Source organism: Chlamydia serpentis (assembly GCF_900239945.1).
GTDB lineage: Bacteria > Chlamydiota > Chlamydiia > Chlamydiales > Chlamydiaceae > Chlamydia > Chlamydia serpentis.
In genome coordinates this window covers 34952-58532 of record NZ_LT993738.1, presented here as the reverse complement: position 1 = coordinate 58532, position 23581 = coordinate 34952, and the positions used below count along the sequence as shown (strand labels likewise).

Below are 23581 nucleotides of genomic sequence, written 5' to 3'. Positions count from 1 at the left end.
AGATAATAGTTTGTGAGAGTTAATATTCAAAATTATGACCCGCTATCCTCTGTGTCTGAGGCTTCTTGAATTATTAGCCTTATAATACGACTTTGAAGCGCATTAATCTCTTTTAGAAGATCACAGATATTCCTTTTCTCCATTTGACAGCGCGTATAAAAGTCAACTATGCTTTTGTTTTGAATCTCGGAATGCTGATCTTGATATATAATATACCCAGCACGAGACATTACAGGATTCCTCCATAGTCGAATTCTGTGGAGTTCTTGCCGCAAAGCTGTGCTTCTTATTTCCAACTCTTTTAACGTTATATCAACATCTTCTTCTAACAATAGATGCTCCCTTGAATTGAGCTGTAAATATGAAGGCCGTTGATCAAATTCTTCAGTGCCTTCTTTTTTAGGCATCCAAGGTGATAAAAATTCTGGATCAATTTCCTGATTGTCTGGCCCATAAATCTTAGTTAAGTCATGCGAGGTATCTCGACGTAATTTCGCGAATTTTGTACCTTCAGTAAGCATCTTATCGAAGTCATCATCTGATGAATGATATATTTGAGATGCATTAGAAAATCCTTTAGAACACACCTTTTCTAGTCTCTTTAGGTCTCTATTCCTAGCTTCTAGTTGCTTTTGAATCTTTTCGTTGTTTTTTCTGAGTTCTTCTTCCAAAAATGGTTCTAACTCCTTAGTTATTAAGATCTGCCTATACCAGGGTTGACTTTCTAAAGAGAACGTTTCTTCCTCCTTAAGTATCCCTTGCAAAATATCAAAAAGAAGATTCTGGGAGCTTATTAGCTGATTAAAAAGGTTTAAATCTACAGTTTTTATAAAATCCTTAGAAAGTTGCTGACGATTAAACTTTGTCATACTCAACATCTGCCGTAGTAGATAGGAAAGTCCTGCAACAACAAGTCCTAAGCCCATGCTAACAGCTAAAAGTATTGGAATTGCAAATATTCCTCCAGGAATGAAAGCTGCGACAGTCATTACAGCAGCGACTACACCTAAACCTAGAATCACGCTGATTGTTGTATGGATAGACGACATCCGCGAACTTAACATCGAAAATTTTAAAGAGAATACTCCTCCAGCTTTAGAGATACCATCTACCATATTAGAGATGATGCTAGTTACAACTTTGTTTCTATAAGTGAGATAAGCACGAAATTGCGTGTTTTCGTAAATCGTTTCTTCTTCAAGGAGCTCTTCACGATATTCGAGCATCTTTACACATTCCTGATAATTTGCTGAGACCATAGCAGCATACTCTGCTAAAGTAGTCCCTGGATTGATCTCTATTTGCTCTAAGATCTTCCTTTGATTCTCTGGAATATTGAGGTTTAACTTTCGAAACTGTTTAACAACAACATTATGTAAGCACCAGCTCTCCTTCAGGACACTAGGATCGAAAGACTTTAGTTCCTTTTGTTCAAGAATAGGTAGGGAGAGCTTGGCCTGATTCAACAAATGCTTGGCTCTACTGCTCCTATGCAATATCATAGAAATAGTACCACCAACAAACAAAGCCCCTCCAGAAGCGAAAAGACATCCACCTATAATCATACTCATAGGAACTCCTAAAGGAGTTCCTATGACCAGAAAAACGCCTATTAGAAGAGCAAGTATACCTAAAACCACAGCTGTAATTTCAACTACTTGCGCTATTTTAGAGTGTTTCTGAAAAAAATTTGGATTTACCTTAATAGGATTGAGTTGGGGCCCTTTAAAACTAACAGAATGATCAAACATAGATAAAGTCACTAAAAAAACTATATATTTATGTTAACCCTATAGAGCGCTAATTAAAAGAATTATTTTTAAAGCCAAATTTTAAATAATTCTTAATAAATAAAACCATTTTTATAAAAAAACACCTTTTGCAGTAGGGTTAGGAAGGAATAAAAATTGGAGCAGCAGCCCCTTGGGTTGCTGCAACGAGTATACAAAACATAGCAAAGAGCACAAGAATGAATTTTACAGTTAGAAAAAAGCATGTAAAGAACTCTTCCCAAGATATCTGTATTTGTAGGACAGTGCGAGCACCAATAGCTTTATTTCGGAGTAAAAAGAGGGGCTGTAGTATTTGTCAACTCTTTGATAACTAACCTTATAACTACAAATATCTAACACAATTAAACCATAACTACACAACGTTAGCGCGCTAAATTTTAATTAATTCGGTTGAATTTTTAAATAAAACACAAACTAAATATTAATATAATTAATTTACTGAAAATTAGACATTTTTATCTTTTAATTTAATCACAATGGATTATTAGTATAAAACATTGGATCTTTTCCAGAGAACAAGTTAAATAAAACTATAATAGCTTGAATAAGAAAGAATTTTCTTAACCATAAAATTCTCATTTCAAAAAGCAATTTATAAAATAGAGGCAAATACCTAAAGCTTTTGCCTCTTTTTAAAAGCTCTACAATTAAGGAGTAGGCGAAGGATTGGGAGTAGGCGTAGGGCTGGGCTTTGTTGGAGACTCTGTAGCATTAGCAATAATCAAAGCCCCTACAATCATTGCGATGACAGTAACAACCATTGTACATACGGATATACTATTGTGAGTCCTACGCTTGGAGACACAGGAAGAGCATGGCCAATCGGTTTCTTCAGAATCACAGCTATATTGGTTTGCAGTAAGATATGTACCTATATTTGTGTTTCCAGCATTAGAGTAAAAATTTGGAGAATACTTTGCCAACTGGGATCCGGTTTTAGTTTTTTCACTTCTAGATCCTTTTACAGTTTCTTTTTCTTCTGCGTTAGAAGTTCCTCCGGTTTGCTTGTTTGAAACATGAGCTTCTCTTTTACAGGAAGAATTTTTCTGTTCACGAGCTTCACGCCTTACCTTACAATTGCGCCTGCTCTTGATTTCTGCAGCCTTTTCTGGATTATAACGCAAAGTAGAGGTCACAGAAGCATCTCTAGGAACTTGTTTAGTTGTACAACGAGATTCAAGGGCTTCTCTTGCAGACTTTCTTTTACATTGCCTATGCTCAGCAATAAGTTCTTTCAATATAACCTCTTTTTGCCTTTGCACCAATAACTCAGGATTAGGACGTACTAAGACAGGCAGGCTAGCACCTTGAGCTAGTTCACGTAAAGAGTGATCAATTCGCTCTGATTTTGCAACTAAGTCCTTTGATGCTAGTTGTTTACTCTTCTTAGAATCTTCTTGTTGCGAATGAGGATTCTCGACAGGAGCTTGAACAATTTCTGTTTCTAAAAATATTAAAGGAGAAGCAGAAGATTGCGTGGAATAACGTTTTCTTAGCGAAGCAAGACTAGAGGCTCCTTTATCTTTTTTTTCTTTCTGAGGAAACTTAGGAGAAAGATTTTTCAACTTTAGGTTGGGGAAACTCAGAGATCTTTTACTAACAACTTGAAATTCTTTAGAATCGTTATTCTCAATGACTATATCTTGAGTTTTGATAGAACACTCTTTCAGACGCTTGAATCTTTGTGAGCGAGACGTAACTTGAGACTTTGATTCAAAGACAATTTCAGAAGATGGTTTTTTAAACCGTTCACTTCGCGCAGTAAGGGTTTTTAGATAAGGAAAGAACGACTTTTTACTAGTAACTCTTTGAGAGTCTTTTTTCTCTAGCTGCCGTTGCTCTTTTCTTTGTTTTTTTATCTCTTTCTTGTTCTGAAGTTTATCTACAGTCTTAGAGTTAACGTAGATTGTACTCAGGCCTATGGGTGGATTTGTGTTTGCCAGCCCTGTAGAATGAGTGAATATTAATAAAATTGAAAGCACCGCTATTTTCGAGGTACGCTTAGAGCTCATCATGCGACTACAATCTCCTGGAAGCCTATGAGGATCACCATAGCAACAAAAGGATTTTTTTCACAACTTGGACTTAAAAATCTTTTTAAACTCTAGTCATTAATGAGTTTGGGACTCCCACTCTTTAACGTATGCTAACAGTTGATCTTTGTTAGGATAATTTCTAAAGAAACTTCGAGCTTCTAAAGACATCCCTAAGTGAACTATCTTATTCACTAAATTTAAATGACTTTTATCTTGGCAAGCAAAAAGAAAGAAAAGAATATTTACAGGCCTTCCATCCAAGGCTCCATACTCTATAGGTTCTCTAAGAAACATAGGAACAACAATGTCGTAGTAGGCGTTAATTAAAAAGTCTTTAGCATGGGGCAAAGCAAGTCCCTCGCCGAGGCCTGTAGACATCAGGCTTTCCCTATAAGACAACATTTCAAAAAGAACACTCTCATCTAATTGAAACTTGTCAGCGATGTATTTAGAGGCACACGCGAGAGCTTCTTCTTTATTCCGAACAATAATATCGCACAAAACACCACCACGATGAATGGCTTTATAAAGACTATATTTTAAAGAAAGATCTCGAAATGCTTCCTTATCATCGCTGGCACGTTCTTGAATCATCAATTTTTGGTTATGTAAAAGCCAATCTTCAATTTCGTCACGGCTAAAGCGATATTCGTTTTGCATGCTATAGCTTGGAATTGTCCCTTCATTAAGCCATTGAAGTATCGTTTGTTCGGAGACATCCAATAAAGAGGCTACTTCATCTAATTTTAAATCCATTTTTATATCCCCACAAACACGTTCATAACTTCTTCAATCGTTTTAACCTGCAAGAGCTGTTGACGACGAGACTCCTCTCTCAAAGATAAAGTCAAAGTAGATAATAGTTTTAGATATTCTGCTTGAGCATTCTCTGGGCCCCCAATCAAAAAAATAAGGCGGACAAGAGCTCCATCAATAGCATCCCATAAAATACCTTGGGTATGGATTCCTATAGCAATAAAAAAATCAGAACAGCTTTGAAGTTTTCCATGAGGAATAGCTACTCCCATGCCGATGCCTGTGGACATGATATTTTCACGACGGACAAGTGCATCAAAAAAAGCATGTTTGTCTTCAAGAAGTCCTGCAGCATGTACCAGATCTGTAAGATCTTGCAAAATTTCAGTTCGAGAATGTTTCCGTAAAAACATTACTAGATTCGGTGATAGAAGAGAAAATAAAGAAAAGTCTTGTTGATCTTCGCAATAGAAAGACATCTTAGTTTGCTCCAGTATGTCCAAAGCCTCCACTTCCTCGCCCAGTTTCGGCTAAGCTTCCCTGCTTAACAACAAACTCTGCTCGTACTACAGGAGACAAAACAATTTGAGCTATCCGCATCTTAGGTTCGATAATAAACGCAGTATCACCAAAATTGATTAAGATAACACCAATTTCTCCTCGATAATCTGAATCAATAGTCCCTGGAGCATTTAACACGGTAACACCGTGCTTTAAGGCTAAACCACTCCGAGGACGGACTTGCAATTCATAACCAATAGGGATCTCCGCCCTTATCCCTGTAGGGACCAAAACACGTTGACCAGGAAATAGAGCTAAAGGTTCTTTAATATTTGCTCTAAGATCAGCGCCAGCAGCTCCTGCTGTAGCATATTGAGGGATTTCCCCTCCTAAATCCAATTCACAAAATACATTCATAGGGATAGGGTCACAGATAATGTTATTGTTGCAAGATCTGGTATAATCTTTTATTCATTGTCATCTGTCAACAAAAAAATCTCTTTAAGCCTTTTAGAAAGATCTCTAGGGGCTTTAGTTTTTCCGCCAGTGTATTCTTGAGCCAAAAAGTAATCAAGCAAGGTTTGTAATGTTGTTTTCAATTCTTTACGTTCGACAATTTTATCAATCATCCCATGTTCGAGAAGAAACTCTGATTTCTGTGCGCCCTCAGGAAGATCCTCACCTATGACCTGAGCAACAACTCTTGGGCCGGCAAAGCAAATAAGGGCTTTGGGTTCTGCAATAATAACGTCTCCAAGAGCCGCAAAGGACGCAGTCACTCCTCCAGAAGTAGGGTTAGAGAGAACTGAGATATAAGGCAGCCCTGCTTCATGAAGCTTAGCCAGTGCTGCTGAGGTCTTAACCATCTGCATTAAAGAAAAAACAGACTCCTGCATACGTGCGCCTCCAGAAGCGCTGACAATAATTACAGGAAGGCGCGTCTCAATAGCCTCCTCAATCAGCCGGGTCAACTTCTCCCCTACAACAGCACCCATTGATCCTGCCATAAAATTGAAGTCCATAACAGCAAGAGCTACAGGATGCAAGCCTATCGTGCAAAAACCCACAATAGCACCTTCACTATCGGTACTATTTTTTCGAGCTTTTTCTAAACGATTTGCATAGGTATCCGTATCTACAAATTCGAGAGGATCCTGAGACTTTAAATTCGTATAAAGAGGGCGCCAGGAATCTTTATCCGCAAGCAACTTGACCCGTTCTAGAGCAGTGATACGGTAGTGATAAGAACACTTAGGACAGCAATTGTAATTTTGTCCTAATTCGTTTGCATGAATCATCTCATGACAATGATTGCATTTGAGCCAACCACTAAAACCATCAGCCTTGATTTTTTGCACTTTAATCTTGGGTTTGTCGTAAGAAAATAAACGCACAAGCCACCTAATCTAAGTTTTGTTAGGAAGCAATTTTAAATTAATGTTGTTAACACTGCAAATAAAATCACCAAATTCAAATTATTTAGATGATATTATTTCAGAAAACCTATTCTCTATATATCGCCAATTAATTATTTGAGGAAATACTTTTAGATAGTCCATCCGAACATTTTTATATTGAAGGTAATACGCGTGCTCCCAAACGTCCAGCCCAAGTAGAGGTAACTTGCCTGTGGTTGCTTCCAAAGGATCTTGGTTTACTGTTGTCTGCAAAACAAGCTCTTGTTTTGCAGGACAAAACCCTAGCCAAGCCCAACCAGATCCTTGAATCGCAGCAGAGATTTCTATTAATTTTTTTAAAAAATTATCCATAGTACCCCAAAACCTCTCAATAAGTGAGAGAAGCTCATGTTTTGGGGGTTGTCCTCCGCCCTGATCTTTAGGAGCAAGAGTCTCCCAGAATAAGCAATGATTAATATGTCCTCCCCCATTGAAACGAAGGCTGGGCTCTAAAGCAATTAACTGAGTAAGGTTTTGTTGTGTTTCTGCAGCGTCTAATTTCTTTAAAGCTTCGTTAAGATTATTAATATAGGTCTGGTGATGCTTTTGATGGTGGAGCATCATGATTTCAGCAGAAATTACTGGCTCTAGGGCATCGTAATCATAGGGTAGTTCTGGTAATGTGTAGGGAACAAAACTCATAAAAATATATCCTTATTCATAGATCAAGCTCCTCAATCTAAGTTCAGAGCAGGCTAAAAACAGATCTGACCAACTGATATCTTGAAGAGGCTTTAAGCCGAGTTTAGATAGCTTTAAGATATTCTCCAAGAGGATTTTTTAATTATAGATTTGAAAATTTGTCTTTAAAACTAAAAATAAATTCGTCTAAATGCTGCTGACTCTCCAATTCACGTTCCTTTTGAATTTCTTTATCTTTAACTTGGGTTAAATAATGGATAGAAGTTTCAAAGTAAAATTTAATCTTAGGCTCTGTTCCTGATGGCCGGACAATTACGCGACCTCCCCCACTAAAATAATAGCAAATCATTGATGTTTTAGGTAATTCCAACGGATACGATTGGTTCAAAAGAAAATTCAGCCCGACTCCTTGTGCATAGTTTTCGATTTTTTCCACTTGATATTTCCCTGAAAAAAGCCTTGCTGTACTTGTTTCTTCAAGGCGCAAGAGTTTTTTTCTTATCTCTTGTTCATCAGCATCTCCTGAGAAAACTACTGACTCAGTTTTATTAGCAAAGTAACCATAAGTTTCATAGAGCGAAAGAAGAGCATCGCGTAAAGTTTTTCCTTTTAACTTCTGTTGGAGAGCTGCTTCAGCAATCAATGCGGAAGTAATAATGGCATCTTTATCTTCGACATGGGTACCATAAAGATAACCATAGGATTCTTCGGCACCAAACACAAAATTGTTAGAAGAATTTCTCCACGATTCAATTTTGGCTCCGATATATTTAAATCCTGTACCTACATTGATTAGGTCAACATGATAGTGCTCAGCAATAGCAGAAAGCATCTCTGTAGTTACTAGGCTTTTTACGAGTTTGTCTTGAGCTCCTAAACGTCTCTTTTTTCCCCAGGCATGTAATATATGATCTGCGAGAAGACAAGCAGTTTGATTTCCATTAAAGCGGTAAGGTTGACCTTCTTCTAAGCAAACGACTCCCACACGATCTGCATCTGGATCGGTAGCAATAAAAATGTCATCGTTATTAACAAGCATTTGTTTGATCCCGAGACGTAATGCATCGGGATCTTCAGGATTTGGAAGATCGACTGTTGGAAAGTCGCCATCACTAATAGCTTGTTTTTCAACAAGATTAACGGACAGGAAGCCCCAATCTTTAAGGATACGAGGCACTAGAGAAACTCCTGTACCGTGCAATGGAGAATACGAAATTGACAGAGTTCTCCCTGAAATTCGGTTATCTTCAGGATGGAGTTGCAATTTCTGTAAAGTTTCTCTGTAAAGAGCTTCATGTTCTTTTCCAATCAATTTGATGTTTGGATGATCAATAGACGACACGGATAGAACTTCACTTACTTCCCTACATGCGCTAATAATCTCCTGATCTAATGGGGGAAGTACTTGGCCTCCTGATGACATGTAAACTTTATAACCATTATAAACTGGAGGATTATGAGAAGCTGTGATCATTACGCCACCCATAGCCTGTTCTTGTCTTATAGTAAATGAGACTAAGGCTAGAGGTTCGGGATGTTGAAAAAGGAAAACTTTGCAACCATTACCTGCAAGAACTTTTGCGGTTTCATAAGCAAATTCTATAGAATTATGGCGCGTATCACATCCAATAACTACACGAATAGGATCTTCGAAGTGAGGAGCATGAGTTTGAAGTACCTTAACTAACCCTTGAGTAGTTCGACGTATGGTAAATAGGTTGATTCTATTCGTTCCGATGCCCATAGGGCTCCGCAATCCTCCAGTTCCAAATACCAATGTAGTTCCGAATAACTCTCTAAGTTGCCCAGGATTCCTTTCTAATAATTCTAAGATTATCTTAGTGTCTTTTTGATTATTATCATTCGACAGCCATGACAAAATATTCTCTGCTGTTACTCCATCATATAGAGACTTAATACGTCGTTTCAATTCATCCATTCAAAAAGTCCTGGTAAGGATATTTTAGAAACTCTTAACACCGTTGATCCATAAAGTCCAGGAATTCCTAAAGTTAAATAAACTTTTCTATTCAAGACCGCTATACTTGAACCTCTGATTTTTGCAATTAATTATTCGAAGAAAAATTTTGATTAGAATAGGAAAAATCAGAAGGATATCTTTTAAAGAAGGCTCTTATTTTAAAGCCAAAATAAACCGCCCTTAAATAATAAAAACATAAAAAAAGCTTTTCCGTAATCCTTAGTTCTAACAATTAGGAATAGCTATTAAATGACTGGGTGACCTATAGAGGAAAAGGCTAAAAGTAGAGCCGTTGTTCCGTTTTCTAGCTTATAAAGATCCGAAGGATAAGGCCCTACAAAAAATATGCCACTCCCTATATGATTTCCTGAAAGTATAAGAAGAAGCATACAATCTTCTTCTCCTTCCGGGATTACTTCTCCTGGGAATACCCACAAATCTCTTATGAGAGAAAGCCTAGGACGGTGCACTAATTCCTCGGCAAAAGAAGCCAGATGCCGTTTACGAACCACTCCATTGATTTCTGGAATAGAACGAAACAGATTTTCTCTCCATCGAATAGCATTATCTTTTGATGCTCTGCCAATAAAATTTTGTAATTTTGCCTCTAATAGAAAACAATCCTTTATTGTTAGAAGAGCTTCAAATAAAATTGAGCCATGATTATGGAAATAGCGCAGGTGTTGGAGGTGTAGAGTAGGCCTCATGCTTATCCGAATAAGATAACAAATCCAAAAGCACTATAGACTTTAAGGTTTTTTCCACCTATAAAAAATCCGTAAATCCAACTTCTAAGTTTAAGGGCAAGTATTCTATATAAACCTATGCATTCTCCTATAGATATTAAAGCTATTGAAGCTAAACTAAATTTTACATTTACGCAATTCAAGCTCCTAGAAACAGCTCTAACTCACCCCTCATATAAAAATGAATCTTCAATTCAAATGGAGGATAGCGAACGTTTAGAATTTTTAGGAGATGCTGTCCTTGGTCTCATTGTTACTGAGCACCTTTTTCTGCTTTTCCCTGCTATGGACGAAGGAACTTTATCAACAGCGAGAGCTTGTTTAGTTAACGCTACAGCATGTTATCGCTATACAATTACTTTAGGAATTGGAGAGTATCTCCTAATAGGGAAAGGAGAAAAAATCCAGAGCGATCGAGGTCGCCTTTCTGCTTATGCAAATCTATTTGAAGCTATTTTAGGGGCCATATATTTAGATGGAGGCCTTTCTCCTGCTAGGAAACTTACTGTTCCCCTTCTTCCAGCTAAGGAAGAAATACTTCCTTTGATGTCAGGCAATCCTAAGAATCTTCTTCAGCAATTTACACAAAAGCATTTTCGTATTCTACCAATCTACCAATCTAAAGTAGTTAAAAATGCGGCAGGGATTGAAAGTTACCAGATTCAAGTGATAGTTAATAATCAGATATGGGGAGAAGGTCATGCACTATCAAAAAAGGAAGCAGAAAAGATTGCAGCAAAACAGGCATTAGATACTCATGGCAATAAAACCGAAAACACAGTGGACATGTAATCAATGCGGAGCTACTACTCCTAAATGGTTAGGCCAATGTCCAGGATGTCAGACTTGGAATTCTCTGGTTGAAGAGTATATCTCTCCAAAACGACCTGGAATACAATCTAGTTCTTCTACAGATGCAATTGCTTTAAGCTCGATTGAATTACAGGAAGAAGCGCGAGTATTTATTGATCATGCTGGATGGGACAGAATCCTGGGAGGAGGAGTAGTTCGTGGAAGCCTTTCTCTTCTTGGTGGAGATCCAGGGATTGGAAAATCGACTCTTCTTCTTCAAGTAGCAGAACGATTAGCATCCCAGGGCTATAAAGTCCTTTATGTTTGCGGTGAAGAGTCCGTCATACAGACTTCTTTAAGAGCAAAACGCCTGAAAGTTTCTTCTTCTCTTATTTATCTATTTCCTGAAACAAATTTAGAAAATATTAAACAACAAATAGCAAATTTAGAACCTGATATTTTGATTATAGACTCCATTCAGATTATATTTAATCCTCACCTACAATCTGCACCAGGATCTGTATCCCAAGTACGTGAAGTTACAGCCGAGATCATGCATCTTGCCAAAAATTTTCAGATCACAACATTTATTATTGGGCATGTCACAAAATCTGGAGAAATTGCGGGCCCTAGAGTATTAGAACATCTTGTAGATACTGTACTTTATTTTGAAGGCAACTCTCATGCCAATTATCGCATGATTCGCTCTGTGAAAAATCGGTTTGGTCCTACAAACGAGTTATTAATTCTGTCTATGCACGAAGATGGACTTAAAGAAGTTCAGAACCCTTCAGGTCTCTTCCTTCAAGAAAAGACTACGTCAATTACAGGATCCATGATTATTCCTATTGTTGAGGGTTCTGGAACTCTACTTATTGAATTGCAAGCTTTAGTTTCTTCCTCTCCTTTTGCTAATCCTATTAGAAAGACCGCAGGATTCGACCCTAATCGCTTTTCATTACTTCTCGCTGTATTAGAGAAAAGAGCTCAGGTCAAACTATTTACAATGGATGTTTTCTTGGCTATTACAGGGGGCTTGAAAATTGCAGAACCAGCTGCAGATTTAGGTGCCCTACTTGCAGTTGCATCATCACTATATAATCGCTTGCCATCTAAAAATTACATCGTAATTGGTGAAGTAGGTTTAGGAGGAGAAGTCCGTCACGTAGCTCATTTAGAGCGCCGTCTCAAAGAAGGCAAGCTAATGGGATTCGAAGGGGCTATTCTCCCTGAGGGACAAATTTCAAGTCTTCCTAAAGAAACTCGAGAAAATTTTGATTTACAAGGAGTTAAAACAATAAAAGATGCTATCCGCCTGCTATGCTGATCCCTTCCTAACTGATTTTTGCCAAGGGAAACGTCCCCTGCGTATTGCTTCAAGAAATTCAAATTTAGCAAAAATTCAAGCATATGAGTGCATGTCTTTACTGCGCTCCTGGTATCCAAAAGTTTGGTTTCGCCTATACACCATCAAGACTACAGGAGATCGCAATAAGAAAACTCCCCTACGCCTAGTAGAAAACACTCATTTTTTTACTGATAGCGTTGACGCCTTGGTTAAAAATAAAATTTGTCATTTTGCTATACATTCTGCTAAAGACCTTTCTGACACACCTTCACTGCCTATAGTCGCGATAACACAGTCTTTAGATCCTACTGACCTTTTAGTTTATGCTGATCGTTATATTGACGAGCCATTGCCCCCTAGACCTCGCTTAGGGAGCTCCTCTCTACGTCGAAACAAAATACTAAAACAACTTTTCCCTCAAGGGAAGATCTTAGATATACGAGGAACGATCGAAGAAAGGCTTAATCAACTTCACAGTGGTTATTACGAAGCTATTGTCCTTGCCAAAGCTGCTAGTCTAAGACTTCGTCTACATCATCTCTATAGTATAGAGTTGCCTCCTCCATACCACCCTTTACAAGGAAGTTTAGCAATTACAGCAACAGATCCTATAGATGCGTGGAGAAAGTTTTTTCATCCTATTACTGCCTTTGTTGATGACTCTAGCTCTCAACTAAATCAATTGCAGGAAGCTATTTCATAAAAAGTATTAAGTAGAAATTGTTTTATTAAGAAAGATGACTCTATAAGGAATGCATACCTAAGATTCTTTTATATATAGTATCTGAATGTTTTCTGATTAAAACAAAAGGCCTCTTATTCATAAGGAGGAATTCTTGTTACTTTTTTTGCAAAAAATCTGATCTATTTTTGTTCCTTTCTACTTTGAAAATTTCTTAAACTTTAAGAGATGTAAATCCCTAATAATATTGATTATAAGAAGCATGACTTGATAGTTATTTTTCTTTCAAAATTAAATATGATGAAATATTTAGAATGAATGAATTGATTCTTTATAGAAAATTAAGCTAAAGTTTTCTGAGAAATTTTTTTTAGGCATTTTATAATGACAACATCCATACTATCCTTAGTAATCGATACTGTCGGTAAGGGACTTTCATATGACATACCAGAGCACCAACATACATCCTCTAATAATGACGTAACTAAAGTACCTCATAAATCCACTACGCTAGTCTCTGGAAGTCCCGTACAAATTTTCTTGCTTCAGCTGCCTCTTTTGGGGCTATTGATGGGAGCAATACTCTATCATCAGCAAGAGCGATACAACAAGTCTGTAGTTTGCAAAGAGCTTGGTTACATGCCCTCGACAAATTGCGAAAATAGAAAATGTCAGCTTGCTACTATGTTTATAGGAAAAAAGATGTGGCTGTGGATAGGAATTGTTTGTGGCTTGGGACTATTCCCCGTAGTGGCTATTCTAATGACTATTGGAGCAATTGTTCTATTCATTCTTGGACTCTTGTGTTCCTGTTGCTCCAATAAATCAAATGCCTCTTAGATTTAAGTAAATTCTTCTTCCTATCTTATGCTGGATAGGAAACTGTATCAGGTTAGGTATCAGAATATAAAGACACGCCCCCTACTTGCCAATTAGTAGGGGTTTCTTTAAAAGTACGCTTATCAGATGCCCTCTCAAGTATGTGATTAGAAATTTCATTACGAATAATGAAACTAAAAACCAACAAGTAGCGTTCAAAAGAGTTAATTATCTTTCCTCATTTAATTGGCAAAATGCAAATTTTCAGTCTATTATTCAGCTTATATCAGCACGAATGATTTTCAGAATCCTTGATTGGTCTTCGAAATCTCTTACCGATAATAAGAGTCTTTTCCTTCTTATTATTATATCATCGATACAACCTCGTCTTGCTGTTACCATTGTTATTAAAAAAATTTATTTCTAAAGCTTTAAACACCATGAAATTTTAATAAAGAAAAAATCTAAAGTTAAAACTATAATTAGAAAAATTTTTGCTTTATTAAAGAGTTTTAATATTCTTATGGATTAAATACTATCAATATTAATTCTGAAAAATTTTTTAATTTTTTCAGAAACTTGTTCTTTAAAGAAAAAGGATTATAATAGTCGTACCATTAAAAAATATTTGAAGTAGTTTTTATGGACACAGAATCAATAATGCAAGCTCTCTTAGGAGAGCCATACTATATACCTGCGCACACGCACCTCTGCAAAAACGGCAAGTTAGCTTTAACTCCAGGTAAAGCCGTTACACTATTCTACACTCCTAAATCTTGCTCAACAATTTTGAAACTTGTTGCTTGTTTTCTTCCTATTATCGGACTATTTATGGCTGTACACTTCCGTTATAGAGAAAAAGCATGGTTGAGAAGTCATATTCACCCGACGTTACGTTACGTCCCATCAAGTCGGTGTCCAGATAACAACTGCAAAATGGCTGGCATCATTATGTCGATAACAAGCACAACTGCTATCCTCGGTGGCTGCGGAATACTTCTCCCTGTTTTCCTACTTATCATAACTGTAGCTATTATTGTTGCTCTTGCTTATGGAATCCTAAAAATCACTGATTGCTGCAAATAAAAATAATTTTAGATTCATCCTATTCTAGTTATTACCATACTAAAATAAGCCATTTCAATCTTACTGGCTTTTATCGAGAAATTTTATATAAGAATTGAATAAGTTAATATCGTTTATGATACTTACTAGTATTGAATATACTAACATTTGTTTCTATTCTTAGATTAAAGAAGGTGAATCTTACTAAAATTTTAGATTCCTTCTATCAGTTGTTGTGTAAAAGAATCTGTAGAAGATTTATAAGATATCTCAGGATATTTCATACGAGAATGCAGAGCTCCATAAAGAGTTTTTATCATACTCTCACTAATCAGTGCGAGCTCATCTAAAGTAACGGGAGAGCAAGAAAACTGACCGTCTTGCATCTTCCCATGAATAATTTGATCAATAAGTCTTCGAAGATCCGAAAGGCTAGTATTTTTCAAAGATCGCGAGGCAGCTTCAAAAGAATCTGCTATCATAATAATTGTAGTTTCTTTAGTGGAAGGTTTTTTCCCAGAATATCGAAACAGTTCCTCATCAAAAGCTGCTGTCCCTGGATTTTCTATCATATGACTGTAGTATGCAGACCGTATTACAGACGTACCATGGTGCTCTTCAATAACCCTCACAAAAGACTCGGGAAGTCCTGCCTGCCTTACAAGATTCACTCCTTCAGGGATATGGCGCATAATCATTTTAGCACATTCTAATGGTGATAGAGAGTTTCGAGATTGCTTCAAAATTATTTGATTTTCAGTAAAAAAACCTGGATTGATCAGCTTTCCAATATCATGGTAATGAGCTGCGACGAGGCAAAACAAGCTATCTGCGCTTATAGCTTGAGCAGCAGCCTCTGCTAAGCTCCCTACCAGTACCGAGTGCTGATAAGTACCTGGGGCTTCTTTAAAAAGACGATTTAGTAAAGGATGGTCAGGAGATAGATAAGTAAGCAAAGAGAAGTTCGTAGAAGCTCCGAAAGCAGCTTCAAAGACAGGAATCACAGCAACAACACTGATTGTTGTAACCAAGCTATAAATAAAACTTTCGATTCCATCAAGATACAGTGCTTCTTTAGATATTGTATTGGTAAATATCCGAAATAGAAATAAACTACCCATAACAATGCCTCCGAGCTTCATACATGCCCAGAATACTGAAGAAAGATGACTTTTTCGATTTAGGGTTGCTAAGATTCTCCAAGAACAAAGCAGATTAATAGATAAAAACCAATTGTTGTTCCAAAGATCGGATCCTAAAGTATAAAGAAGAGCGAGAAACATACAGGAGAACCCTGCGATGGGCAAACCTAGGAAATATCCCAAAAGCACAGCAGTGAATGGCAAAATTAGCGGTGAAGACAAGTAAGGAAACCAGTTAACACAGAATATTTCTGTTGCTCTGCACCAGAGTAAGGAAAGTGTTAAAATAGCAATATAGAGCATAAAGCGATGCAATGATTCTAAAATCTCTGGAGACAAAGCTTTTAGAGCACCATAACCCCAAAAAAGCGTCAAACAAACTACAAAAATAGCACCCCATAATGATCGGCAAGAAAACAATATTCGTGATGAAAGCAACTGTATCCGCAGTTGTTTCAAGATTTTAACATCTCGATTTTGTACTTTTTGATATTTTTCTAGTATAGGTGTTCCCTTAGTAATTTTCTCAATACAATGGGTTCCAAGAAGTTCTCCTTTTAAATATCCTGACATTTCCTTATCAATGACCATTTCGAATTTGGAAGCAGTGAGGATACGCATTACCCAATCAAGACAAGGTAACGGACAACTTTCTTGATTTAGGAAGGATTTTACATAAGTAAAACACTTAGGAAGAACACTGTCTATATTCGAGCCGATATTTATTTCTAAGATTTTCTTGGCATCTTCAAGTAAAGGGGAACATATGGATAAGTCTTTAAGGCATCTGTCTGTTGAGCTATCTACAAAGTTGGTAGACAATAAAAATTCAGAGGCTTTTTCAAGCCAATACTTCATATCATCTTCTATTTTAAATTCCTGATTAAGAAGCATGGTAGAAGAGTGTCTAAAATGATAAACTTTCCCAAAAGCTTCCGGGACTTCTGCATTATGTTTGTAGAACTTATCAACACTCCAACTTAAAGAAAAATCTATAGGGGCTATTAGTGAAACGCGAGAAATATCACCTTCTTTATACTGAGGGATATAAAGAACCTTTAACCATGCGAAAGTAAAGACTGCAAATATGAATGCAAACGAAACAAAAATATATAGGAAATATCGCATCCAATGATGACTTAGCTTATGTAATGTATGGGTATAGGATTCATGTCTAAGTTGCTTCATCTATCTAACCATACACTTACAAATTTTGTTCTCACAATTATCTATTTATGAGAACCAATCTGTAGTTCACCTTAAATGCTGAACAGGAACTATATAAAAATTCATGCTCACAGTCTTCCTTTAAAGATTTATTAAAAACAAATCCTTGATTTCTAGTTGTTATAGCAGTCTTTTGTTTAATCATACACAGTAGGATACTTTATTAAGACCAAATTAGGCAATCACGCTATTAATTTTAAGAATGCGAGCACTATTTTTTCTAAAGATATTTTTCTGATTTCTCTATAAAATGTCCACAAAGGAAAGTCAAAAAATCCTCCTATGGATAGAACTATTCCATTAATGAAGCCAGACTTCTTTTCGAAAAGGTTTTCTAATGAAATCTAGAAAGGTCTTCAAGAAAAAGTCTCTTAAATGAGAATATGAGCTTTTCATATATATTTTTTTGGATATGCAATGACTCCATCCCCATACCAAACGTCTTCCAGAAAATATCGTCCACAAATCTTTCGAGAGATTCTTGGGCAGAGTTCTGTTGTTTCTGTATTAAAAAATGCCTTAGTCCTCAATCGATTGGCTCATGCCTACCTATTTTCTGGAATTCGCGGCACAGGGAAAACCACCTTAGCCCGTATCTTAGCTAAGGCTCTGAACTGCACAAATCTAGGGGATGACGGAGAGCCTTGTAATCAGTGTTCTTCTTGCAAAGAAATCTCTTCTGGATCTTCTTTAGACGTTTTAGAAATAGACGCAGCCTCACATCGAGGTATTGAAGACATCCGTCAAATCAATGAAACAGTGTTATTTACTCCAGTAAAAGCTAAGTTCAAAATTTATATCATAGATGAAGTCCACATGCTTACTAAAGAAGCTTTCAACGCTTTATTGAAAACCTTAGAAGAGCCACCAACACATATAAAATTTTTCTTAGCCACTACAGAAATTCAGAAAATTCCTAATACCATTTTAAGTCGTTGTCAAAAAATGCATCTCCAAAGAATACCTGATACAACTATCTTAAAAAAGCTTTCTCTTATGGCTCAAGATAACCATATTACGTCATCACAAGAGGCACTTGTACCTATCGCACGTGCAGCACAGGGAAGTTTACGTGATGCGGAATCTCTTTATGACTATGTGGTCTCTTTACTTCCTGAAATTTTATCTCCTGAAGCTGTTTCTAAAGCTTTAGGATTTCCTGCTGAAGATACTATAAAAATTTTAGAAACTGCTATCCGGAGGGCAGACTATCCAACAGCTTTACAAACTGTTATTGAATTATTACAGTCAGGGGTAGCGCCTACTGTTCTTCTTCATGATCTTACAGTCTTCTATCGCGATCTTCTTCTTAAAAATTATAAGAATAGCGAAATAAAAGAAGTTTCTTCTTATTATACTATAGAACAACTTTTAGAAATTATAGATTTTCTTGGTGAATCTGCGAAACACTTGCAAAATACAATCTTTGAACAAACATTTTTAGAAACTGTCATTATTCATATTATCCGTGTTTATCAAAGGCCTGTTTTATCAGAACTCATAACCTCGATTAAGAATACGCAGTTTAAGAATCTTGGCAATATCAAAGAAGTTCCTCGTCAACTTGTCCCGCCATCAGAAGCTTTGATACCTAAAACCATCTACAAAGAACAGAATTTTCTAAAACAAGAAAATCAGTCTTCTATTGGGGAAAGTAAAATTATAGCTGTCGAAGGGAAGAGTTCTTCTGTAGTTAAATCTGCAACTATAGATACGTTACTACAATTTGCTGTTGTAGAATTTTCAGGAATTTTAAAACAATAAGCATAAGTCGTACAGATCATTTTCATGAAAAAACAAGTCAATATTTCACCTAAGGATAGATAAACATGGGTAGTGGATATGCTAAGAAAAAAAAAGAAGCTAAGATGATGGAACAGCAGTTCTTAGAAATGGAAACCTCGTTATTAGAAAAGCGTTATGAGGGGAAAGCTGGAAATGGGCTAGTGACCGTTGTAATTAATGGAAAGTGTGATTTAATTACAGTCAAGGTACGCCCTACATGCCTAGATCCTGAAGACCCTGAAATTATTGAAGATTTATTCCGCGCTGCATTTAAATCTGCAAAAGAGAAAATGGATGAAGAGATGTCTATTATGCGTTCAACAATGTCTTTTTAGAATTAAGTACTTATTTTTAAATGTAAGACCAATATTCTGCCACTAAAACTAGCCTGCAAAAATAGTCAGGATAAAAAAGGTTCATGCCTACTTCTTAGGATAAAGCTGGGCTTTTTCTATTTAAAAGTTCTTGCACTTCCAAACATGTCTTAGCTTGCAAAAGCTCTTCAGTCATTGCGACACAATAATTCATATCTAAGCGAGCCATATGATTATGAAGCTCATGGATTAAAGGCATCGTTACTGAGAGCTCTTTAACTCCTAAACCTATAAATAGAGGAGTAAGATCCAGCTGCCCAGCTGCCTCTCCACAGATGCCTACAGGAATGTTACTTGGTTTAGCAATCTGAACCACATAATTAATCATACGGATAACTGCTGGAGGCAAATGGACATTTAGATGGTTAGGAAGCTCGGATCCTCTTGAGCCTCCCAAAGTATATTGGATAAGGTCGTTAGTTCCTATAGAGAGGAAATCACATTCACCAACGATCTCTTGAGTCATCCAAACGGCGGAAGGGAATTCTATCATACTCCCCCAAAAAACTTTTTGTTCCTTAGGATTTCTGCTTTGAATCTTATCCCACCTCCTTTTAACTTCGACAATCTCAGAAAGATCAGAAACTCCTGGGATTAAAATCTTTATGGGGCCATCTTTAGAGGCTGCAGCAATAGCTTTCAACTGATCTTCAAGTACCGAAGTATAGTGGAGCAAGAATCGTATTGACCGCTCTTTTTTATTGTTTATTCCAGGACAAGGCTTATCTTCACCAAAATCAAACAGACGCAGTACTCCTGGAGAGTCTCCAGGAAAATTTACGAGTTTCTCATAAATATCCGCTTGCTCTTGTACTGTAGGTAGGCGCCCTAAAGTCAACGCTAAAAATTCAGAGCGAAAGAGCCCTATGGATGTGCCAGGAAAGTGGTGCAATAGAGTTTCTATATCCTTATTGCTCCCCGCATGCGAAGAGATCACAGGATGAATTGATTTTTTGACTAACTTGTGTGAGGGATTAACAATAACTGAGGGTTCTTTATTGTAACAACTTTGCAAGGTTGCTGGCTTAGGATTAAAGATCAATTCTCCGCGGTAACCATCTATTAAGACCAACTTACCATTATATTGCTTTGCAAGATACCAAAGTTCCTCAGAGATATTTGCAAGATAGGGAATGCTCTTAGCCCGCGAGACTATGGCTGTATGTGATGTGACCGCACCTATCAATGAGACAAAACCTCGAATATAAGCAGAATTAGCACTAGCAACTTCTGAGGGCGTCAATTCTTCAGAGAATATGATCAAATTCTGATCGCACTCTCCTAAAGAACTCTTATGTTGACAACACAAATGGCCAATTACTCTATTAGAAATATCATGAATATCTTGAATACGATCTACAACAGCAGGCATCCCATGTACTGCTGTTAACGATTCTTCTATTTTACCCATTACTGAAGAAAAGACATATTCTGCATTTTTACGATCCTTACGGATTGTATTCACCACCTCCTCAGTAAGGAGGGGATCTTTGATAATCTCTAGATGAGCCTGTAAGATAGAGGAAACCTCTTGAAGACCTTGTTGTCCCGTAACTTCTTGTTCTAAAGCTACAATATCAGATTTAGAACGATTTAAAGCCATGTAATAACGATGGATTTCATGTTCAATCTCTTCCTGAGGGAGAGTAAGCTCCCGAACATGTAAAGGGGAAGTTCCTAGAAAAAATACCTTGCCTAAGGCCATACCAGTAACTATAGACGTTGCTGAAACACGCCATTCTTCATTAGATACAGTAGGCGAAATATTCATTTAGAGTTCTCCAAAACCAGAATTAAAAGCATCTTGTATCTTCTTTAAAATACGACAGGCTTCTTTACTTCTAATAGTCACAAGAATCTCCCCCCCTTGAGGAGCCCCCAACATAAGAATACTCATAATACTTCTGGCATTTATAGTTTTGCCTGCATAGGTAAAACGCACATCACAATCTTCTCCATTAAATAGTTGAACAATAATTCCTGCAGGACGCACATGAATCCCTGCAGCGTTCTTAACTATACAAGTTGCCTCGAGCTCTTCAAAGAGATCTTGTAGATCTGTATTCTCGTTCTTAGAAGAAGAAGTACTAATAAACTCATTCATTATAAACCCCTTCACTATGTAGATAATTTTCTAACCATGAAAGAAAAGAAGAATAGTAACTCGTAGTCAAATGAAATAACTCAATAGCCTCTAAACTTCGATGTTTTAAGCTTTCCTCGTTCAAAAATACATTAGGTGAAGGAAGATCTCTACGTATCTCAGGGTCAAAAAGGAAGCATTGATAGGTAAAAGGCTCTTCATAACCATAAAAAGGAAAAACCCCTAAAGAATAACAATTCTCTTCAGGATGCACTTTATTTAGTAAAACGAGTTGCTGACGCAATTGTTGTTGCACTTTTGCTAAAGACCTAAGAGGGAAAATTCCTTCATCCTCCCACTTTCCAAATCCATTATGTATAGAGAAAAATTTTTGATAATGATTGTCCCCTAAAGGTGGTAGTCTACTCCCTAAAGAATCTAAGAAAGGTGGTTCTCCTTGAAATCCACAACGAGCATCACGAAAGATATAGAACATCTTTACTTGGTAGGGCCCTTGGTCTAGGCGATAGATATAAACTTCTATAGTTTCTAACAAAGAAAAAAAACGACAAATACTTGGGGATTCGTTATGCTTAACCCCTAATACTGAACACCAGAAGTCTAAACAAAAGTCTATACGATCTTCTTTAGATAAACCCATCAGCTCATACCAACCTCGAGGAAGGCGCGGTATCTTTGCAGAGGCCTCTTCCCAAGACATTTCCTTTCGTAGCTGTTCAACACATAATACATCGCGAGGGAAAAAAGAACGGATATTGAATGTTAAACTGTTTTCAGATTTTTTCATCTTTTTCCTTTCGCTATCTCATAAGCTCCTGGCTCATTCGATTACGCGCCTCTTGTGAGTACTTCCAACAAAAGCATCCTATGTTTTTATGTGGACTCTATTGGCTCGCTGCCACAGTATGTCGTAGTCATCCAGGATGCAGCGCTCTTATTCTTATCTTTCTAGGAATATTCCTTCCTCGCAATCCGAAACAATGGGTGCCCTTAGCAATTGCTTGGATCATTCCCCTGATTCTAACTTTTGCACCGTTTACTCATAAAGGTTTAGTATCAGGCACTTTTGTAATTCACCGTAAAGCATGGCAAGGAATCTACTATGGAGAAGCACTTTCTATTAAAAGTCCATGTGGTAAGAGAGCTCGCTACATTGCCTGTCAAATTCTATCAGAGTCTCAATTAGAACCTAAAAAAACTTATCAGCTCCAAGGGACCCTACATCATACATCTCAAATTGTTTTTAAGTCTAATGCTTGCTGCAAAGAAATTCCTAAGTCTAGACTGTTTATTATAAAAGATGCATGTGAAGAAGCTAGCAAACATTTTCTCAAAAATGCCTTTTATTCCAGCGAAGTACAAGCCTTTGCTTCAAGCCTCCTATTAGGAGCTCCTCTTCCCAAAAATCTTCAAGATCTCTTCAGGAAAAAAGGATTATCGCATCTCTTTGCTATCTCAGGCTGGCATTTTTCTTTATGCGCCTCCACTCTTTGGATATTATTCGGATTTTTCCCTCTGAAAATCAAAAACATTCTAATCTTTATTCTACTTACTTCTTTAACAGTTATTTTCCCCGTATCCCCCTCAGTGTGGCGTGCTTGGATCTCGACATCTTTACTTTGCTTTTCTTCGTACTTTTCAGGATGCTGTTCTGGACTCAATCGCTTAGGTCTAGGCTTTATGTTATGTTCTATATTTTTTTCCCCTTTCTCTCCATCTTTTGTCCTAAGCTTCTTAGCCACGTTAGGGATTCTTATTTTTTTCCCTATACTCTATTCCTTTCTCTACACGCCTTGGACACTTGTACTATCGCCATTTTGGTTAAGACCTATCCGTTACTTGGCTTCAACTCTTGCGATTTCAATATCTGCACAAATTTTTATTATCCTTCCTATTATGCACTTTTTCGGTAAACTACCTCTTGACGGTCTCATTTATAACCTAATCATTCCTTTTACGGTCCTTCCTATGATCTTTCTACTCCTTGCTTCACTCATCTTTCCCTTCCTCGTCCCAATGACTGAAATTTTCGTGCATAAATTTCTTGCGAATCCTTGGCTACAAACTCCTAATATTTTGACTACCATTTCTTTCCCACCAGTTGCTCCTTGGATTCTTACACTAATTTCCCTAGTTGTATTTTTCTTTGGAGTCTTATGCTCAAAATGTTCTCCTAACCCCTTAGTTCCAACTAATACTTATTATCTGATCGAAAGCTTATAAAAAAGATAAAATAAATAGACGAAAATTGTTTCCATAATAAATAAAATTGAACCGCATCTTGTGCTTTTTCTTTCTACTTGTCGTTATGTTAAAATTAAGTAATATTTT

21 protein-coding genes are annotated in these 23581 nt (G+C 36.9%); 8 read left to right on the top strand and 13 right to left on the bottom strand.

All coding sequences use genetic code 11. The features are described from left to right. Nucleotides 1–32 precede the first annotated feature (32 nt). The 9 genes from C834KP_RS00215 to C834KP_RS00175 all read right to left on the bottom strand — a co-directional run bounded on the left by C834KP_RS00215 (nucleotide 33) and on the right by C834KP_RS00175 (nucleotide 9873). Nucleotides 33–1751, bottom strand: a complete 1719-nt coding sequence (locus tag C834KP_RS00215) for a hypothetical protein (protein ID WP_108897105.1) — start codon at nucleotides 1749–1751, stop codon at nucleotides 33–35. Between the two features lie 689 nt (nucleotides 1752–2440). Next, nucleotides 2441–3805 (bottom strand): hypothetical protein, encoded by a 1365-nt coding sequence (locus C834KP_RS00210; protein ID WP_231911688.1) that lies wholly within the window; start codon nucleotides 3803–3805, stop codon nucleotides 2441–2443. Nucleotides 3806–3904: 99 nt separating this feature from the next. Then, nucleotides 3905–4585 (bottom strand): PTS sugar transporter subunit IIA, encoded by a 681-nt coding sequence (locus tag C834KP_RS00205; protein WP_108896224.1) that lies wholly within the window; start codon nucleotides 4583–4585, stop codon nucleotides 3905–3907. Nucleotides 4586–4587: 2 nt separating this feature from the next. Continuing rightward, the gene (locus C834KP_RS00200) at nucleotides 4588–5064 is read right to left on the bottom strand and encodes a PTS sugar transporter subunit IIA (RefSeq protein WP_108896223.1); all 477 of its coding nucleotides are present in this window, start codon (nucleotides 5062–5064) and stop codon (nucleotides 4588–4590) included. A 1-nt stretch (nucleotide 5065) separates the two neighbouring features. Next, complete coding sequence (dut, locus tag C834KP_RS00195; RefSeq protein WP_108896222.1) at nucleotides 5066–5503, bottom strand: dUTP diphosphatase; 438 nt, start codon at nucleotides 5501–5503, stop codon at nucleotides 5066–5068. 50 nt (nucleotides 5504–5553) lie between these two features. Next, on the bottom strand, nucleotides 5554–6480 hold the full coding sequence (accD, locus tag C834KP_RS00190; protein ID WP_108896221.1) for an acetyl-CoA carboxylase, carboxyltransferase subunit beta: 927 nt from the start codon (nucleotides 6478–6480) through the stop codon (nucleotides 5554–5556). Between the two features lie 81 nt (nucleotides 6481–6561). Then, nucleotides 6562–7185 carry a superoxide dismutase gene (locus C834KP_RS00185; RefSeq protein ID WP_108896220.1) on the bottom strand — a complete coding sequence of 208 codons (624 nt, stop codon included), beginning with the start codon at nucleotides 7183–7185 and terminating at the stop codon, nucleotides 6562–6564. 142 nt (nucleotides 7186–7327) lie between these two features. Next, entirely contained in the window at nucleotides 7328–9124 is a 1797-nt protein-coding gene (locus C834KP_RS00180; RefSeq protein ID WP_108896219.1) for a phospho-sugar mutase, read from the bottom strand. A gap of 287 nt (nucleotides 9125–9411) precedes the next feature. Further along, entirely contained in the window at nucleotides 9412–9873 is a 462-nt protein-coding gene (locus C834KP_RS00175; protein WP_108896218.1) for a DUF5070 domain-containing protein, read from the bottom strand. Between the two features lie 117 nt (nucleotides 9874–9990). Between C834KP_RS00175 and rnc the strand changes: the two genes are divergently transcribed. The 5 genes from rnc (at nucleotide 9991) to C834KP_RS00150 (ending at nucleotide 14639) form a co-directional block, all read left to right on the top strand. Beyond that, the gene (rnc, locus tag C834KP_RS00170) at nucleotides 9991–10704 is read left to right on the top strand and encodes a ribonuclease III (protein WP_108896217.1); all 714 of its coding nucleotides are present in this window, start codon (nucleotides 9991–9993) and stop codon (nucleotides 10702–10704) included. Further along, nucleotides 10670–12031: a DNA repair protein RadA gene (radA, locus tag C834KP_RS00165; RefSeq protein WP_108896216.1), complete on the top strand. Its 1362-nt coding sequence runs from the start codon at nucleotides 10670–10672 to the stop codon at nucleotides 12029–12031. Before rnc ends, radA begins: the two co-directional genes overlap by 35 nt. Next, the gene (locus C834KP_RS00160; RefSeq protein WP_108896215.1) at nucleotides 12009–12755 is read left to right on the top strand and encodes a hydroxymethylbilane synthase; all 747 of its coding nucleotides are present in this window, start codon (nucleotides 12009–12011) and stop codon (nucleotides 12753–12755) included. Before radA ends, C834KP_RS00160 begins: the two co-directional genes overlap by 23 nt. Nucleotides 12756–13118: 363 nt before the next feature. Next, the gene (locus C834KP_RS00155; protein WP_108896214.1) at nucleotides 13119–13574 is read left to right on the top strand and encodes a hypothetical protein; all 456 of its coding nucleotides are present in this window, start codon (nucleotides 13119–13121) and stop codon (nucleotides 13572–13574) included. Nucleotides 13575–14195: 621 nt separating this feature from the next. Further along, nucleotides 14196–14639, top strand: coding sequence for a hypothetical protein (locus tag C834KP_RS00150; protein ID WP_108896213.1), 444 nt, complete (start codon nucleotides 14196–14198; stop codon nucleotides 14637–14639). Between the two features lie 191 nt (nucleotides 14640–14830). On the opposite strand, the gene C834KP_RS00145 is transcribed toward C834KP_RS00150, so the two are convergent. Then, nucleotides 14831–16948 carry an HD family phosphohydrolase gene (locus C834KP_RS00145; protein ID WP_108896212.1) on the bottom strand — a complete coding sequence of 706 codons (2118 nt, stop codon included), beginning with the start codon at nucleotides 16946–16948 and terminating at the stop codon, nucleotides 14831–14833. A gap of 456 nt (nucleotides 16949–17404) precedes the next feature. Here C834KP_RS00145 and dnaX point away from each other — a divergent pair, with 456 nt between their 5' ends. Next, entirely contained in the window at nucleotides 17405–18751 is a 1347-nt protein-coding gene (gene dnaX, locus C834KP_RS00140) for a DNA polymerase III subunit gamma/tau (RefSeq protein WP_108896211.1), read from the top strand. A gap of 65 nt (nucleotides 18752–18816) precedes the next feature. Continuing rightward, nucleotides 18817–19107: a YbaB/EbfC family nucleoid-associated protein gene (locus C834KP_RS00135; protein WP_108896210.1), complete on the top strand. Its 291-nt coding sequence runs from the start codon at nucleotides 18817–18819 to the stop codon at nucleotides 19105–19107. Nucleotides 19108–19201: 94 nt separating this feature from the next. On the opposite strand, the gene ptsP is transcribed toward C834KP_RS00135, so the two are convergent. The 3 genes from ptsP to C834KP_RS00120 are packed head-to-tail and all read right to left on the bottom strand — an operon-like array spanning nucleotide 19202 to nucleotide 22037. Further along, nucleotides 19202–20917, bottom strand: coding sequence for a phosphoenolpyruvate--protein phosphotransferase (ptsP, locus tag C834KP_RS00130; RefSeq protein WP_108896209.1), 1716 nt, complete (start codon nucleotides 20915–20917; stop codon nucleotides 19202–19204). After that, the gene (locus C834KP_RS00125) at nucleotides 20918–21250 is read right to left on the bottom strand and encodes an HPr family phosphocarrier protein (RefSeq protein WP_108896208.1); all 333 of its coding nucleotides are present in this window, start codon (nucleotides 21248–21250) and stop codon (nucleotides 20918–20920) included. Then, a complete protein-coding gene (locus C834KP_RS00120; RefSeq protein ID WP_108896207.1) occupies nucleotides 21243–22037 on the bottom strand; it encodes a hypothetical protein in 795 nt (264 codons plus the stop codon). Before C834KP_RS00120 ends, C834KP_RS00125 begins: the two co-directional genes overlap by 8 nt. On the opposite strand from C834KP_RS00120, the gene C834KP_RS00115 reads away from it, so the two are divergent. Beyond that, nucleotides 22010–23473, top strand: coding sequence for a ComEC/Rec2 family competence protein (locus C834KP_RS00115; RefSeq protein ID WP_108896206.1), 1464 nt, complete (start codon nucleotides 22010–22012; stop codon nucleotides 23471–23473). The two genes, C834KP_RS00120 and C834KP_RS00115, sit on opposite strands and share 28 nt — an antisense overlap. Nucleotides 23474–23581 lie beyond the last annotated feature (108 nt).

Coding starts and splice junctions, on each gene's coding strand:
- C834KP_RS00215 (WP_108897105.1), bottom strand. CDS start 1,751: ATGTTTGATCATTCTGTTAGTTTTAAAGGGCCCCAACTCAATCCTATT.
- C834KP_RS00210 (WP_231911688.1), bottom strand. CDS start 3,805: ATGAGCTCTAAGCGTACCTCGAAAATAGCGGTGCTTTCAATTTTATTA.
- C834KP_RS00205 (WP_108896224.1), bottom strand. CDS start 4,585: ATGGATTTAAAATTAGATGAAGTAGCCTCTTTATTGGATGTCTCCGAA.
- C834KP_RS00200 (WP_108896223.1), bottom strand. CDS start 5,064: ATGTCTTTCTATTGCGAAGATCAACAAGACTTTTCTTTATTTTCTCTT.
- dut (WP_108896222.1), bottom strand. CDS start 5,503: ATGAATGTATTTTGTGAATTGGATTTAGGAGGGGAAATCCCTCAATAT.
- C834KP_RS00185 (WP_108896220.1), bottom strand. CDS start 7,185: ATGAGTTTTGTTCCCTACACATTACCAGAACTACCCTATGATTACGAT.
- C834KP_RS00180 (WP_108896219.1), bottom strand. CDS start 9,124: ATGGATGAATTGAAACGACGTATTAAGTCTCTATATGATGGAGTAACA.
- C834KP_RS00175 (WP_108896218.1), bottom strand. CDS start 9,873: ATGAGGCCTACTCTACACCTCCAACACCTGCGCTATTTCCATAATCAT.
- rnc (WP_108896217.1), top strand. CDS start 9,991: ATGCATTCTCCTATAGATATTAAAGCTATTGAAGCTAAACTAAATTTT.
- radA (WP_108896216.1), top strand. CDS start 10,670: ATGGCAATAAAACCGAAAACACAGTGGACATGTAATCAATGCGGAGCT.
- C834KP_RS00160 (WP_108896215.1), top strand. CDS start 12,009: ATGCTATCCGCCTGCTATGCTGATCCCTTCCTAACTGATTTTTGCCAA.
- C834KP_RS00155 (WP_108896214.1), top strand. CDS start 13,119: ATGACAACATCCATACTATCCTTAGTAATCGATACTGTCGGTAAGGGA.
- C834KP_RS00150 (WP_108896213.1), top strand. CDS start 14,196: ATGGACACAGAATCAATAATGCAAGCTCTCTTAGGAGAGCCATACTAT.
- C834KP_RS00145 (WP_108896212.1), bottom strand. CDS start 16,948: ATGAAGCAACTTAGACATGAATCCTATACCCATACATTACATAAGCTA.
- dnaX (WP_108896211.1), top strand. CDS start 17,405: ATGACTCCATCCCCATACCAAACGTCTTCCAGAAAATATCGTCCACAA.
- C834KP_RS00135 (WP_108896210.1), top strand. CDS start 18,817: ATGGGTAGTGGATATGCTAAGAAAAAAAAAGAAGCTAAGATGATGGAA.
- ptsP (WP_108896209.1), bottom strand. CDS start 20,917: ATGAATATTTCGCCTACTGTATCTAATGAAGAATGGCGTGTTTCAGCA.
- C834KP_RS00125 (WP_108896208.1), bottom strand. CDS start 21,250: ATGAATGAGTTTATTAGTACTTCTTCTTCTAAGAACGAGAATACAGAT.
- C834KP_RS00115 (WP_108896206.1), top strand. CDS start 22,010: ATGTTAAACTGTTTTCAGATTTTTTCATCTTTTTCCTTTCGCTATCTC.
- C834KP_RS00120 (WP_108896207.1), bottom strand. CDS start 22,037: ATGAAAAAATCTGAAAACAGTTTAACATTCAATATCCGTTCTTTTTTC.